This is a genomic window from Mesorhizobium sp. L103C105A0 (assembly GCF_000502215.1).
Classification (GTDB): Bacteria; Pseudomonadota; Alphaproteobacteria; order Rhizobiales; family Rhizobiaceae; genus Mesorhizobium.
This window is the reverse complement of record NZ_AYXF01000025.1, coordinates 1-13,377: the sequence shown is the minus strand read 5'-3', so window position 1 is coordinate 13,377 and position 13,377 is coordinate 1. Positions and strand designations below refer to the sequence as shown.

General features: G+C 59.7%; 11 protein-coding genes and 5 pseudogenes. 9 read left to right on the top strand and 7 right to left on the bottom strand.

The genetic code is table 11. The annotated features are described in order from the left end of the window. From X727_RS1000000169375 to X727_RS1000000169715, 4 genes and pseudogenes are all read right to left on the bottom strand, one after another. Nucleotides 1-177, bottom strand: a complete 177-nt coding sequence (locus X727_RS1000000169375) for a hypothetical protein (protein WP_023835473.1) — start codon at nt 175-177, stop codon at nt 1-3. A 282-nt stretch (nt 178-459) separates the two neighbouring features. Continuing rightward, complete coding sequence (locus X727_RS135900; RefSeq protein ID WP_031204855.1) at nt 460-1,419, bottom strand: aminotransferase class IV; 960 nt, start codon at nt 1,417-1,419, stop codon at nt 460-462. A gap of 299 nt (nt 1,420-1,718) precedes the next feature. Beyond that, a complete protein-coding gene (locus X727_RS135905) occupies nt 1,719-2,015 on the bottom strand; it encodes an Lrp/AsnC family transcriptional regulator (protein WP_245274248.1) in 297 nt (98 codons plus the stop codon). A 24-nt stretch (nt 2,016-2,039) separates the two neighbouring features. After that, nucleotides 2,040-2,174: pseudogene (locus X727_RS1000000169715) on the bottom strand (AsnC family transcriptional regulator); the annotation flags it as partial. Nucleotides 2,175-2,556: 382 nt separating this feature from the next. On the opposite strand from X727_RS1000000169715, the pseudogene X727_RS01000000165305 reads away from it, so the two are divergent. The 8 genes and pseudogenes from X727_RS01000000165305 to X727_RS1000000169360 all read left to right on the top strand — a co-directional run. Further along, nucleotides 2,557-3,005 (top strand): annotated as a pseudogene (locus X727_RS01000000165305) (transposase); the annotation flags it as partial. A gap of 249 nt (nt 3,006-3,254) precedes the next feature. Beyond that, on the top strand, nt 3,255-4,505 hold the full coding sequence (locus X727_RS135910; protein WP_023835468.1) for a sarcosine oxidase subunit beta family protein: 1,251 nt from the start codon (nt 3,255-3,257) through the stop codon (nt 4,503-4,505). Between the two features lie 9 nt (nt 4,506-4,514). Beyond that, nucleotides 4,515-4,805, top strand: a complete 291-nt coding sequence (locus X727_RS135915; RefSeq protein ID WP_023835467.1) for a sarcosine oxidase subunit delta — start codon at nt 4,515-4,517, stop codon at nt 4,803-4,805. After that, nucleotides 4,802-7,735, top strand: a complete 2,934-nt coding sequence (locus X727_RS135920; protein ID WP_023835466.1) for a sarcosine oxidase subunit alpha family protein — start codon at nt 4,802-4,804, stop codon at nt 7,733-7,735. Before X727_RS135915 ends, X727_RS135920 begins: the two co-directional genes overlap by 4 nt. A gap of 13 nt (nt 7,736-7,748) precedes the next feature. Beyond that, the gene (locus X727_RS135925; protein ID WP_245274247.1) at nt 7,749-8,294 is read left to right on the top strand and encodes a sarcosine oxidase subunit gamma family protein; all 546 of its coding nucleotides are present in this window, start codon (nt 7,749-7,751) and stop codon (nt 8,292-8,294) included. A 358-nt stretch (nt 8,295-8,652) separates the two neighbouring features. After that, nucleotides 8,653-8,948, top strand: a pseudogene (locus tag X727_RS1000000167410) (site-specific integrase); the annotation flags it as partial. A 328-nt stretch (nt 8,949-9,276) separates the two neighbouring features. Further along, nucleotides 9,277-9,843 (top strand): hypothetical protein, encoded by a 567-nt coding sequence (locus tag X727_RS1000000169365; RefSeq protein WP_245274246.1) that lies wholly within the window; start codon nt 9,277-9,279, stop codon nt 9,841-9,843. Next, nucleotides 9,801-9,944 carry a hypothetical protein gene (locus tag X727_RS1000000169360; RefSeq protein WP_023835463.1) on the top strand — a complete coding sequence of 48 codons (144 nt, stop codon included), beginning with the start codon at nt 9,801-9,803 and terminating at the stop codon, nt 9,942-9,944. The genes X727_RS1000000169365 and X727_RS1000000169360 overlap by 43 nt, the downstream gene beginning before the upstream one ends. Nucleotides 9,945-10,150: 206 nt before the next feature. Here X727_RS1000000169360 and X727_RS1000000169355 read toward each other — a convergent pair whose 3' ends face one another. Next, on the bottom strand, nt 10,151-10,333 hold the full coding sequence (locus X727_RS1000000169355) for a hypothetical protein (RefSeq protein WP_155923638.1): 183 nt from the start codon (nt 10,331-10,333) through the stop codon (nt 10,151-10,153). 15 nt (nt 10,334-10,348) lie between these two features. Here X727_RS1000000169355 and X727_RS1000000167400 point away from each other — a divergent pair. Further along, nucleotides 10,349-10,536 (top strand): annotated as a pseudogene (locus X727_RS1000000167400) (IS256 family transposase); the annotation flags it as partial. A gap of 66 nt (nt 10,537-10,602) precedes the next feature. Here the strand turns inward: X727_RS1000000167400 and X727_RS1000000169350 are convergent. Beyond that, nucleotides 10,603-11,163 (bottom strand): annotated as a pseudogene (locus tag X727_RS1000000169350) (tyrosine-type recombinase/integrase); the annotation flags it as partial. A 1,053-nt stretch (nt 11,164-12,216) separates the two neighbouring features. Next, nucleotides 12,217-13,377 (bottom strand): Xaa-Pro peptidase family protein (locus X727_RS135930; RefSeq protein ID WP_023835459.1); only part of this gene is annotated, 1,161 nt, incomplete at its 5' end.

The window sequence follows — 13,377 nt, the reverse complement described above, 5'->3', positions numbered from 1 at the left end:
TCAGCGCATCCGAGATGATCGCATCGTCCTCGCCGAGCAGCGTTTCGAACAGCCGCCATTGGCGTCGAAACAGGAACCGTAGAGGATGGTGTCGTCCATGCCGAGGAATGATGAAATCGCGGCCTCAAGCTGCTTGTGCTCTTCCTGGGTGCCGCAGATGAAACGCACCAAAGCCATGCCATAGCCATAGCGGTCGAGGGCCTGCTTGGCAGCTCGCGCAATTCGGCGATGTCGGCGAGGCCGAGATAGCTATTGGCGCAGAAATTCAGCACCTTCTCGCCGCCGACCTCGATCTCGGCCGACTGCGTCGAGGTGATCAACCGCTCGGATTTGTAAAGGCCGGCGGACTTCAGCCGGCGACTTCGTTCGAGAGATGAGAAATGAAAGCGTCGGTCATCGGGAAACCCACGGCATCACAGACTCCCGCTGGGGAGGAGCGCTCGACAATGTGTCGCGGTACTATCTGTAATCTACCGCCGTCGACCATGCCGGATCGGCATGCTTCTCCCAATACAGGTCTGTCAGCTGGCGAGTCAGAGCGCCAACCTTACCGTCGCCAACAACGGTCTCGTCAATCTTGGACACCGGCATGATCCCGCCCGCTGTAGACGTGATGAAAACCTCATCGGCGCCCTTCAGCTCGTTGCGATCAATGTCGCCAGCGCTGACGGATAGGCCCAGTTCGCCGCATAGATCAAATACGGTCTGCCGGGTAATGCCAGCGAGGACGCCATAGGCCGGGGTCTTCAAGTGGCCGTCCTTCACGGTGAAAATGTTGAAGCCAGGCCCTTCGGCAACGTTGTCGTTGAAGTCGACGAGCAGAGCAGTTTCGGCACCGCCGTCGTACGCATCGAACAGTCCCTTCACCAGATCGAGCCAATGATAGTTCTTGATGGTCGGATCGATGGATTTGGGCGGGATCCGGACGGTGTTGCTGATGGCGACATGTAGGCCGCGCTCAAGTTGCTCCTTGTTGGCAACCGAACCGAAAGGCACCGCGAACGCGATGAACCTATTCTCGGACTGGCGCGGGTCACGGCTAAAAGTGGGCGACCCACCTCGCGTGCAGATCATTTCGACATAGGCCGACTTGTGCCCGGATAGCGCCACGCACGTCGACAGTATCTTCTCGATCTCACTGCGGTTGTAGGCGAGCTTCATGCGGAGCTTTTCCATCCCGCGGAAGAACCGGTCTAGGTGCAGGTTCAGCCTGAAGAATTTTCCGTCCCATACATGAACGGTATCGTAGGTGGCATCTGAATGCAGAAATCCCCAGTCCAGAACGGACACCTTGGCTTCGGACATCGGCAGGTACTGATCGTCCATGAAGGCTACGCCATGAGGATACTGCCGTTGATCGCGGTGCCGCTGCTCTATGGCTGGGAGAGCCGTTGCAGGTTCGGATGTAGCAAGGGTCATTCCTGAGTCTCCAAATCTTGCAATCCAAGCTGCCGCCGCGGAACCGTCCAGCGGCTCCGTCTCAGCAGGTCGAATGTTGGCACACCTCGGGCCGCTAGCACGCCGAGCGCGTGCCAGATGTCGTCAGCGCGATCGATCACCGCCAGAGCGGGTCAATAGGCCCTTTCATGGCGGGCAGCCGGTCACCCCAACTAAATCGCAGACTTCGATGCGCCGATCGCGATCAAAGTGGCAGTCTTGCCGCAATGCACGCTTCAAAAACGGGATGGGAGTGGCGAAAACGTTCACCCTTAAACGGGCTACACCAGCACCCGTGGCTCAAACTTCACGCGGTCCAGCGCAATCATGCTCTTGAACTTTCGGACATTGGGATTTGTGTAGAGTTTCGTCTTTACAAAAACGTCGAAGGCCTCGACGTCATCCACCGCAACAATAAGAACGAAGTCGGCATCGCCCGTGACCATATAGCATTGAGTGACTTCTGTTGCCGCCCTCATTGCTCGCTTGAAGTTGTCAACGAGGTCTAAACGCTCGCGATCGAGTTCCACTGTTACGATCACGGTCAGCGACTTCCCGAGCGCCTTGGCGTCGACCAAGGAGATATCAGCGGTGATAATCCCGTCTGCGCGTAGCTTATTGACACGGCGCATGCATGAAGCAGCAGACGAACCCACGAGGTCCGCAAGCTCGGAGAACGACAGCCTATTGTTCTTTTGAAGAGCCCCGAGTATCCGCCGGTCTAGATCATCTATCATACCAAACCCTAGAGGCGAAACCACGATGTGGCATAGCGGTTCGAAAAGGCTCGTTGCAAAATCGATCGCTCAATGAAACGTTACCCTATTCACAGGTGGCTGTTGTTCCAATTATCGCGGATACGCGACCGTTTCTTTTCACCTGAGCGCGAGTTTTGCCCAACCTATTCCAAACGCTATGGCAAATTCTGTAGATGATGCCGAACCCAATGGCCCTACGACGGCTACCCCGACGCCTAATGAATGGAGTCAGCATATACTCAGTCGAGGAGTTGTAGCTGAAAAATTCATCGGGGTTGGCGGATGTGCTGCAGGCCGTTGAAATAACATAGGATTTGGTTGCTTACCCGATCCGCGCCATTTCCCGGAGACCACACCCGCCATGAATGATCCTACGCTGCCGCTGACCGGTTTGTCATCTGTTCACGGCAAGTCCGTCGTCGCGCGTTTCGACAGCGGCATGCTGTCGTCCAACAGTGGGGTTCTGGTGCCGAGGTGGAAAAGCGGCTGCGGGTGACTGACCGTCTGGCGCGCTGCATCGATGATCCGCGCTGCCCGGACCGCGTAAAGATGATTGCCGCCGGTTATGAGGATGGCAACGATGCCAACCGGCTGCGCTCCGATCCCATCTTCAAGATGGCCCAGGATGCGCTGTCTTCGGGTCGGGACCTGGCCTCCCAGTCGACGATGTGCCGGCTGGAGAACCTGCCCGGGTTGCGGGAACTGGTCGTTACGGGCCGTGTGATGGTCGACCTTTATTGCGCTTCCTTCCGCCAGGTGCCGAAGCGGATCGTGCTCGACATTGACGACACCTTTGACGCCGTGCATGGCGGCCCGTGCATCAAGCGGGCTAGCTAAACTAGTGCCCGAATACCGCAGTTCATCGGGGGCAGATCAGATCGCACTTCGCGAGTCGTAATCCTTCATTCGACGCCATTTTTTGACGCTTTTCGGCCAGATCCTTAGATTTTTTGTGTCTCCCGCTATGTTTTCGCAATGTTACACCGCATTCAGACATCTACAAGCTGCTCGCTTGAATGAGGGAATTGTGATTTTGATGCGTTATCGAGGGTTCCGTGTATGAAATTTTCGGGCTTCCGGGTTCTTTCTGAAGCGCTCAAAGGTCATTCCGGATGGAAGCCTCTGTGGCGCAATCCCGATCCGCAGCCATTCTATGACTACGTCATTGTTGGCGGCGGCGGGCATGGCCTCGCGACGGCTTATTACTTAGCCAAGACCTTCAGGCAATCCCGTATCGCCGTTCTGGAGAAGGGTTGGCTGGGATCCGGGAATGTTGGCCGGAACACGACAATCATCCGTTCGAACTATCTGCTTCCCGGCAACGGGCCTTTCTACGAGTTTTCAATGAAGCTCTGGGAGGGGCTGGAGCAGGAACTGAATTTCAACTCGATGGTTTCCCAGCGCGGCATCATCTACCTCATTCACTCAGATTGGGAGCGAGATGCATATCGGCGCCGGGCCAATTCGATGATGCTGGCCGGTGCGGACGCCCGCCTGTTGAGCCGGGAGGATCTGAGGGCGATGGTTCCTTTCTTAAACTACGACAACGTGCGCTTTCCGATCCATGGCGGCTTTATGCAGCCACGCGCGGGGACGGCACGACATGACGCTGTCGCATGGGGATACGCTCGTGGCGCCGATCTGCACGGTGTGGACCTAATACAGAATTGCGAGGTGACAGGTTTCCGGATCGTCGATGGCAAGATCCATGGTGTGGAGACTTCGCGCGGCTACATCGGTACCAACAAAGTCGGCGTGGCTGTGGCGGGTTCCTCGGGCCGCGTCATGGCGATGGCGGGCATGCGACTTCCGATCGAGAGCCATGTTCTGCAGGCATTTGTCACGGAAGGTCTGAAGCCCGTTCTCCCCGGTATAATCATGTTCGGCGCGGGACACTTCTATATAAGTCAATCCGATAAAGGAGGCCTTGTCTTTTGTGGCGAAATCGACGGCTACAACTCCTATGCGCAGCGGGGGAACTTGCCGATGGTGGAGGATGTCTGCGAAGGCGCCATGGCCGTGATGCCGATGATAGGGCGGGTGCGACTCCTGCGGCAATGGGGCGGCATTATGGACATGTCGATGGACGGCTCACCGATCATCGACCGCACGAGCATCGAAGGCCTTTATTTCAACGGGGGCTGGTGCGTTGGGGGCTTCAAGGCGACGCCAGCCAGCGGCCACGCCTTCGCCCATCTTCTTGCGACCGACACTCCTCATGAGACCGCGCGCGCTTACCGATTCGATCGATTCGCAAGAGGATACGCTATCGACGAAAGCGGCGCTGGTGCGCAGCCAAATCTGCAGTGAGGTCAACGAATGCTCATTCCCCATCCAGTTCTGGGTTTGCGCGACGCAAGAGAATTTACCTATCTCGGAGACGCCCGGCTTATCGACCGTCCAGACCCATCTACTCCCGACGCCGCGACTGCCTTTTGCGACTATGTATTCTTGCGCGACAATCCGGCGGGCGCGCACCGCGAATTGTGGTTCCACGAGCACGGCGACCGCTCCTGGCTGGTGGTCACGCGCAATACGATAACCCACGAGGTTCTCGGCGCGGAGTTGGCGCGCAACGTTGCTCTTGCGCGGAAGAGGAGCGGAAGATGACGCGGCTCTCGGGCGGACTTATCGACCGTTCACAAACGCTGAACTTCAAGTTTGACAATAAACGCTACCAGGGCCATCCCGGCGACACACTCGCCTCGGCGCTACTGGCCAACGGCGTTCGCCTGGTGGGGCGCAGCTTCAAATATCATCGTCCCCGCGGGGTGCTGTCCGCCGGTTCGGAAGAGCCAAATGCGTTGGTCGAGCTGCGCAGCGGCGCGCGGCAGGAGCCGAACACGCGCGCGACAACGGTCGAGCTGTTCGAGGGACTGGACGCCCGAAGCCAGAATCGCTGGCCCTCGCTTGAGTTCGACGCAATGGCTATCAATGACCTGTTGTCGCCGCTTTTCACAGCCGGGTTCTACTACAAGACCTTTATGTGGCCGAAAAGCTTCTGGGAAAAAGTCTATGAGCCCGCCATCCGCAGGGCCGCGGGACTCGGGAGCATCTCAATGCAGGCCGATCCCGATGCCTATGACAGGGGCTTCCTGCATTGTGATTTGCTGGTAATCGGTGGGGGGCCGGCGGGACTTGCGGCGGCGCTGACGGCGGCGCGCTCGGGTGCCCGTGTAATCCTGGTGGAGGAAGATTTCCGTCTGGGCGGACGGCTCTTGTGCGAGACGGAAACACTGGGCGAGGTCCCAAGCGCCGACTGGATCTCAGCGCTGGAGTCAGAATTCAAGTGCCTGCGGCGTCTTCGGGTGATGACCCGGACCACGGTCTTCGGCGTCTATGACCACGGAATCTACGGCGCGGTGGAAAGGGTTTCGGATCATCTCGCGGAACCTGGTGGCCGAGTCCGCCAGACACTTTGGCGCATTACGGCGAAACGCGCTGTACTGGCTGCAGGCGCGATAGAGCGACCCATCGCCTTCGCGGACAATGATCGTCCTGGCATCATGTTGGCTGGCGCAATGCGTTCATACGCAAATCGCTGGGCAGCGTGCCCCTCCGAAAAGGTCGCTGTTTTCACGAACAACGAGGACGGTCACCGTACCGCCCGCGATCTCGCGGCCAAGGGTGTCCAGATCGCCGCGGTAATTGACGTGCGCTCCGAGGCGAAGGCAAGTGGTGACTACCGTTTGATTGCGGGGGGCGTGGTGACTGGATCACGCGGCCGACTTGGCTTGACGTCGATCGAGGTTCAGGCAAACGGCAGGTCCGAATGGATCGATTGCGGCGCCCTTGGGGTCGCTGGCGGCTGGAACCCGAACGTGCATCTGGCTTCACACCATCGGGGTAAGCCGACCTGGAATGAGCAACTGCTGGCGTTCCTGCATGGCGAGAACGGGCCTTCTGGCTTGCTTGTGGCGGGCGCTGCTGCGGGGCGCTTTTCGACCGCGGCTGCGCTGCGTTCGGGTGCGGAAACTGCGAAATATGCATTGGAGGACATCGGGATAGCAGCAAGATCGCCTAGCTTGCCGTGCCCGGAGGAGGACGCATATACCATTACGCCCGTGTTTCACGTGCCGGGCAGGAAACGCTCATGGGTCGATTTCCAGAACGACGTTACGGTAAAGGACATCAAGCTCGCGAATGTTGAGAACATGCGTTCGGTAGAGCATCTGAAACGCTACACGACGTTGGGCATGGCGACAGATCAGGGCAAGACCGCCAATGTGATCGGGCTCGCCGTGATGGCGGAGCTCACTGGGAAAACAATCCCGGAAACCGGAACTACGGTCTTTCGCCCGCCCTATACTCCCGTGGCGCTGGCGGTCCTGGGGGGTGGCGATACAGGGCCGCACTTCCGCCCGCCCCGTTTGACGCCGACCCACCACTGGGCCGAAGCCCATGGTGCGGTATTTGATGAGTCCAGTGCATGGCGGCGAGCCGATTATTTTCGCCGTAAGGGGGAAACGCACTGGCGCATGAGCGTAGATCGCGAAGTCCGAGCCGTGCGTAGCGCAGCGGGCCTCTGTGACGTCTCGACGCTCGGAAAAATCGACGTGCAGGGCACCGACGCGGGGAAGTTTCTTGACCACCTATACAGCAACATGATGTCCACGCTGAAAGTCGGCCGCGTTCGCTATGGGCTGATGCTGCGCGAGGACGGCTTTGCCTACGACGATGGTACGTGCGCGCGGCTGGCCGAGGACCACTATGTGGTTACCACAACGACGGCCAATGCAGGGCTAGTCTACCGCAATATGGATTTCGCCCGGCAATGCCTCTGGCCCGACTTCGACGTACACCTCATCTCCACGACCGAGGCCTGGGCGCAGATTGCTGTTGCGGGGCCGAGTTCGCGTGCGCTGCTCGCCCGCATCGTCGACGGGTTCGACATGTCGAACGAGGCGTTTCCTTTTATGGCCTGCGCGGAGCTAACGGTTTGCGGCGGTCTGCGGGCCCGGCTCTTCCGCGTCTCCTTCGTGGGAGAACTTGGCTACGAGATCGCGGTTCCCAGCCGCTACGGACATGCCCTGATGAAACGACTGATGGAGATGGGTGCTGATCTGGGAGTGACGCCTTTCGGAGTCGAAGCGCTATCTGTCCTAGGAATGGAAAAGGGCCACGTCGGCGGAGCCCAGCTTAACGGCCAAGCCACCGCCGAAATGCTCGGGCTCGGCAAAATGATGTCGCAGAAGAAAGACTCAATTGGCGCGATCATGTCTCGGCGGGAGGGGCTGGTGGCGGATGCGCGCCGGCTGGTGGGCCTCCAGCCTGTCGATATTGGGGGCAAGATCGTTGTTGGGTCACATCTCTTCGCCCAGGGGGCAGCATTTGACCTCGATAGCGATCAGGGCTGGATCACATCGGCCTGCTATTCGCCCCATGTCGGGTCTATGATCGGGCTCGCTTTCCTCAAGAACGGGTATGAACGGCTGGGCGAGGTGGTCGTGGCTTCGAACCCGGTCGAAGGAGAAAGTGCACGCCTGCGTGTCGTATCGGCGCATTTCGTTGATGCTGAAGGAGTACGTCTGCGTGGCTAACCTGGAACCGCTCATGGCGCTCGGCGCCGAAAAGCCTCGTTCCGCATCGTTTGCAACCTTGGAGATTCGTGAGAACGAGAATCTGGCGCTTGCCTCTCTAGCGCTACGGAGGGAAACCGTTGAGCCCCAGCCGTTCGGTTTGAATTTGCCGGGGCCGGGATGCTGGGTAGCAGATAACGAGGTGGCTGTTTTCTGGACCGGACCGGATCAGTGGATGATTGAGGCCCAAGGCCGCTATGAAGAGGACTTTGCTGCGAATTTGAAAGAGCAGGCCACCGGTTGCGCGGTGACCGAGCAGACTGGTGGGTGGGTGGCTGTCGAGATTATGTCCGTGGCCGGCACGGAGCCTATCGAGGCATTGCTGGCGAAGCTAATCAATATCGATCTTGCCGACTTTGGTCCGGGTCGCGCGACACGTACAGTCCTTGAGCATATGACCTGTTTCGTTATCCGCCGCAGTGAAACCCATTTCTCCGTGCTCGGCGCGCGTTCGTTCGCCGCTTCGCTCTGGCACGTGCTGGAAATAGCTGCGAAGCGGTTGGAGGAGAAAGCAGCGTGAGCGCCTCCGGCGCAGAGTTTCTGGCTGGCCGGATGCTTGCGCGCAAGCCACGCATGCCGCTGGCGATCGCTGGCTAACAAGACGGCCTGGACAATCTGGGCGATGCTGACGAAGCAAGACAATTATCGGAATCCGGTCCTTCCCGTAGCAGCCTGAGATGATCTCATCGCGCGACGACAGGACCCGTCAGGCCTGTGCGAAGCGGACGTTCAGATTGAATCAATTGGGATTTCCGTGAGGCAGCGTTCGTGATCGAACTAAACCGCTGCCGCGGTAGCTGATGCGCGGGTCTGGCCTGAGGAAGCCCTGACTGAGAAGATTTGGTGTCGAGCCAACCTTCCAGACAGGAGAACCCCAGATGGCCCAGATAAGCCCTCTGCGTCAGCGGATGATTGAAGATCTGACGATCCGCAATTTGTCACCGGAGACGCAGAGATCCTACGTGCATCACTGGCGAAGTTCGGTCGATTTTTTGGACGATCACCCGATCATCTGGGATACGAAGAGGTGCGCGCCTATCAGGCCCACTTGGTGGGCCGAAGGGTCTCGTGGGGCGCGTTGAACCAGACGGTGTGCGCGCTGCGGTTCTTCTACGGCGTGACGCTGGGTCGATCTGATCTGCCTGAGCCGATCGCTTACGCCCGGACGCCGCGCCTTCGAGGGTGACGCGATGGCGTTGTGGATGATCCTGTGGAGAATGGCGTCGGCAATACCGCGTGAAGGCTGCCTCGAGCCGATCCCGCTCGTAGCGACGGGCCAGCGAGAGGATGCCGACGCCGGCGAACCTGATCCGGCAGGCAGCCGAGATCGGCGCCAACACCGCCATCCTGGTCGAGCACATGATGCGCGACCGTCCGTGTTGGCATAGCTCTGGTGCGCCTTGGCATGTGCTCGTTGACGGTGACATGGCCGCAGCGCTGCGAGCGGCGGACATGGCTGGCGACGCGCTTGTGATCANGGGCATGTGCTCGTTGACGGTGACATGGCCGCAGCGCTGCGAGCGGCGGACATGGCTGGCGACGCGCTTGTGATCATGGAAGGGCTCGACCACCCGGTGGGTGAGCCGCACATCCACGCGCCGCCCGATCAACGCGTGCGGCACCGAGTAGAAGGTCCTGTCGATCTCGACATGGTAGTCGGGATGCACCTTCGCCGATTTCCACTCCGCATATTCGAACGGCGCCGGGAGCGGCGCCAGAGCCGACCGCTCGATCTCCTCGAACAGTTCGCGGCGGCTTTTGCCGACATGGCGCATGGGGCGGTTGTTCAGATCCTCCAGCAACACCGCGATTGCGACATTGAGATCGCCGAGACTGAAGAAGCGCCGGTTGCGCAGCCGGGCCAGGAGCCAGCGCTCGACGATCAGCACCGCGCCCTCGACCTTGCCCTTGTCGCGCGGCTTGCGGCTTCGGGTCGGCAGGATCGTCGTGTCGTAATGTTCGGCCATGGCGGCGAAGGTCTGGTTGAGCGTCGGCTCGAACCACAATTGGCGACGCCGCCTTCAAATTGTCGCAGACGATCGCCTTCGTTACCCCGCCGAAGAAGGTGAGTGCCCGGCACTGGCCCTCGATCCAGTCCGGCAGCTTCTGGCTGAAGCTGGCATGGGCGAAGGTGAAGGACGAGGCGCCTAGCACTGCAACGAAGATCTGAGCCTGATAGATGACGCCAGTATCGGGATCGACGATGGGCACGGTGTGGCCCGCATAGTCGGTCTGCATCACCGCGCCCGCCTCGTGGCGGTTGCGGAACGTTGCGCTCGCCCGGCGCTGGAAAGCGCCGAACCGGTCACAAAACCAAGTGTAGCCATAACCATCGGGGTGTCGCCGCGCGGTATTCCTGCCACAACAACGTCAGCGTCACGCCTTGCGCTTCAGCTCGCGTGAGATCATCGCCCAATCGGGCTCGTCCAGATCCTGCGGCGGACGCCCAACCCGGCGAAACAGAAGCCGCTCAAGCAATACGTCATTGTCATAGCCCGGCGGGCGCCGCGATCCTGGAAACCGCAGCCGGACATCGGCACCGAGAATCTTCATACCCATCAGGAACTCAATAGAGCGTTGAACTCGAAGCTCAGGCGGGCAGGCCCAGGGGCCACTTCCCCGGCGACGATGCGGCAACCAAGTTGCTCTACCTGATATTGAACCGATAAATGTGGAAAATGCCCCCACGTGAGTGGACCACGGCCAAGGCCCAGTTCGCCGTCATCTTCGGCGAGCGCTTCATCCGGGCCATGGCGGCGTAATGTTCAACCGCCCGCCGCACACGGAATTCCTGACAGTCCCCTCGCGCGGAGCGGCAGGCCGAATCACACCTGCACGTCGAGGGGCCGATTGGCGCCTCGGCCGGGAAACAGCCAGCCCTGCGGCTTCGCCAGACGCCAGTAGACCCGCAGGATACGCAGCAGCTACGCCGACAACATCACGGTGCGTCCTTGCCGCCCTTGCCATGCTCGACACGGATCACCCCCGCCCGCTGTCAATGTCGCCGATCTTTAGCCCGACAGTCTCCGAGGCGCGAAGTTGCTGCGTAGGCCGTCGTAGGGGCCGTACGGGTCTTCAGGCTCGGCACCGCCTCCAGGAAGGGCGACGACCTCGTCGGCGCTCAAAACCCCGGCAGCGTGCGTGGCGAGCGAGCATAGACGGTCCGCTCTCGGCATGGCCCAGCGTCACGCCGTAGAAGAACCGCAGCGCGCACACCGTCTGGTTCAGCGCTGGCCACGAGGTTCCGGTCGACACCAGATGTACCAACGGCCAGATTAGTGCGAAAACTTCGCCACGGCAGGCACGTAGGATCGCTCCGTGGCCGGCGACAGATTACGGATCGTCATATCCTCGATCATGCGCCGGCGAAGCGGGTTCAACTCGGCCATCTTATTGGTTCAAGATTGCACTTCAACAGCCGCAATCTTTCAAAACAGAAGCTTCACCCGCAAACCGACCCGCCAAAATGCCGCGTCAGCGGCTTCGTTTAATCCCTCTTGATTCAATCCGAGCGTCCGATGCTCTTTAGTCGCCGGCGGCCGCGCAACTCCTTCTTCTCTTCTGCAAGGGCAGTTTTGGAGCTTCGTCGATCCGATGTGCGGTTGCCGCTAATCGACGCCTTCGCTGCGGCTCTCCCAAATCGGAAAAAACGACGGATCACTCGGCCCGACCGTGACCGACCCATAGGCGCCCGAAGAACGGCCAAGGCTTGAGCGGTGGCCACTGCCACCTCTCGCCATCCAGTTATTTGCCGCAGCTGGATGTCGTCGAGCAGCAGACCGCCATTGTGGCTTGGAAATTGGCAACCCCGGATGCGGTGAGCGGCCGCACGAGGACAGGGGAACGCTATGCGAGGTAAGCGCGAACATCCCTGCCCGCACATTGAAAGCAATCTTGAAGCCGTGGGATCCAATGCGGAAATCATGGTGACGACATCAGCTGCCACCGTCGACACAAGCGGGGAGATTGGTGCCCCTGCAACCTCGCAGCACCAAGCGACCGCGCGACGAAGAGACATTGTGACGGCAACGTCGTCGCGGCATCGAAATAACTGCGGCAGCCAAGGAGCACAGGCAAAGATGAAACGATCTGGCCGCAGCGTTTCGCCGCGATTGCCAGTGATCTCATGAAGGGAGGTGCCCACGGATCGCGGGACGTAGACCGCACGAAAGTTGCCCCGCGCCTTCACGAACTTTCCCACGAGTGTCTGAACGCTGCGACGTGCCATGAGCGCGCCCATTCTTGGCTTAGTACCTCGACCGCGATACCATCGAAGTTCATTTGCGCCCACTGTGCCTCCAAGTCGGACGCCCATTGATTGCTCGGGATACTCCGGGCTCCCTGGACCGCGATGCTCTCGTCGACCTAGGGCCGCACGCTTGGTGGGAGGGCCGTGCTACATGCCGGCGCAGCGCATCGCGCTACGTCGGCTTCGCAAAAGGTCAATGATTTACCAATAGCTCGCGCGACATATTGCTGAAAGATTTCGCGCCGTTATCGGTCACACGGATGGTCTCACTGAAGATGTAACCGTCCGTCTTTTCAAACACTCCGATAATGAGATGAAAGGTCATGTTGGCCTGTAACACCGTCTCATCCCCCGCCTGGATGCTCGGACCGCCGTCCGCCCAGTCGACGCCGATGGAATACCCGATCCTGGATTCTTTCCGCACACCCCGAGGTTCGAATTCGCGCCGGAAGGCCCGCTCCACATCGTTGCTCGTCACTCCAGCCCGTATGGCGTCGAAGGCAGCGACAAAACCGTCAACGCAAGCCCGATGCACATGCCGCGACCTGGCGGATGGTTCTCCCAAAAATACCGTTCGCGCAAGTGCGCAGGCGTATCGGCGACGGAAAGCGGCGATCTCGAAATTGGTCTGGCAGCCCATCTTGTACCGCTCGTCCGACCACGTAAGATGCACCGCGTTGGCGGGTGAGCCCACGGGCATGGAGACGGGCATGCGGGAAGTCCAACCCGCAAATTCCGGCAAGCCCGAGTGTAGAGCATGGGTGACGGCAGCGCCTACGTCGCATTCTCGGGCGCCAACAGCAATCGCGAGCCTGCCGATCTCCATAGCCCTATCCACAATCTTTCCCGCCTGCTCCATGTAGGTCAGCTCAGCAGGTGATTTTATCGCCTTCAGCGCGAAAACCATCCCATCGGCATCAATGAATTCCGACATACCTAAGCCCTTGCTCAAAGCGGCATGGCCCCTTATCCCAAGCATCTTACCTGACAATTCGACGCCAATACGGCTCGACTTGCTGTTCTCGCGCACTAAGTCAGCAATAGGCTCCCATGCCGTGAGCTGGGTCGAAGCGACATATTTCTCCGGATAGCTGAGGATACGCGATTGCGGCAGGTACGAGCTGGCATCTGCGGACATAACGTCCATCTCACGCAATATAAGCCAAGGGTCCTCCTCGTCCTGGCACACAAGAGCGAGTTGTGGCACGTAGTCTGAGAAGCCCTCGTAGCCCGTCAGGTAGTTCATATTGCCTTCATGTAAGACAAGTAGTGTGTCAATGCCACGCTCAGCCATCTGTTGGCGGAGCCGGTCAGTCCGTGCGCGATACTCTTCTTTTGTAAATGCAGGCATAGG

What these genes read in the sequence shown, in the direction of transcription:
- X727_RS1000000169375 (WP_023835473.1), bottom strand. Translation starts at nt 177, where the DNA reads ATGGCTTTGGTGCGTTTCATCTGCGGCACCCAGGAAGAGCACAAGCAG.
- X727_RS135900 (WP_031204855.1), bottom strand. Translation starts at nt 1,419, where the DNA reads ATGACCCTTGCTACATCCGAACCTGCAACGGCTCTCCCAGCCATAGAG.
- X727_RS135910 (WP_023835468.1), top strand. Translation starts at nt 3,255, where the DNA reads ATGAAATTTTCGGGCTTCCGGGTTCTTTCTGAAGCGCTCAAAGGTCAT.
- X727_RS135915 (WP_023835467.1), top strand. Translation starts at nt 4,515, where the DNA reads ATGCTCATTCCCCATCCAGTTCTGGGTTTGCGCGACGCAAGAGAATTT.
- X727_RS135920 (WP_023835466.1), top strand. Translation starts at nt 4,802, where the DNA reads ATGACGCGGCTCTCGGGCGGACTTATCGACCGTTCACAAACGCTGAAC.
- X727_RS135925 (WP_245274247.1), top strand. Translation starts at nt 7,749, where the DNA reads ATGGCGCTCGGCGCCGAAAAGCCTCGTTCCGCATCGTTTGCAACCTTG.
- X727_RS1000000169365 (WP_245274246.1), top strand. Translation starts at nt 9,277, where the DNA reads ATGGCCGCAGCGCTGCGAGCGGCGGACATGGCTGGCGACGCGCTTGTG.
- X727_RS1000000169355 (WP_155923638.1), bottom strand. Translation starts at nt 10,333, where the DNA reads ATGGGTATGAAGATTCTCGGTGCCGATGTCCGGCTGCGGTTTCCAGGA.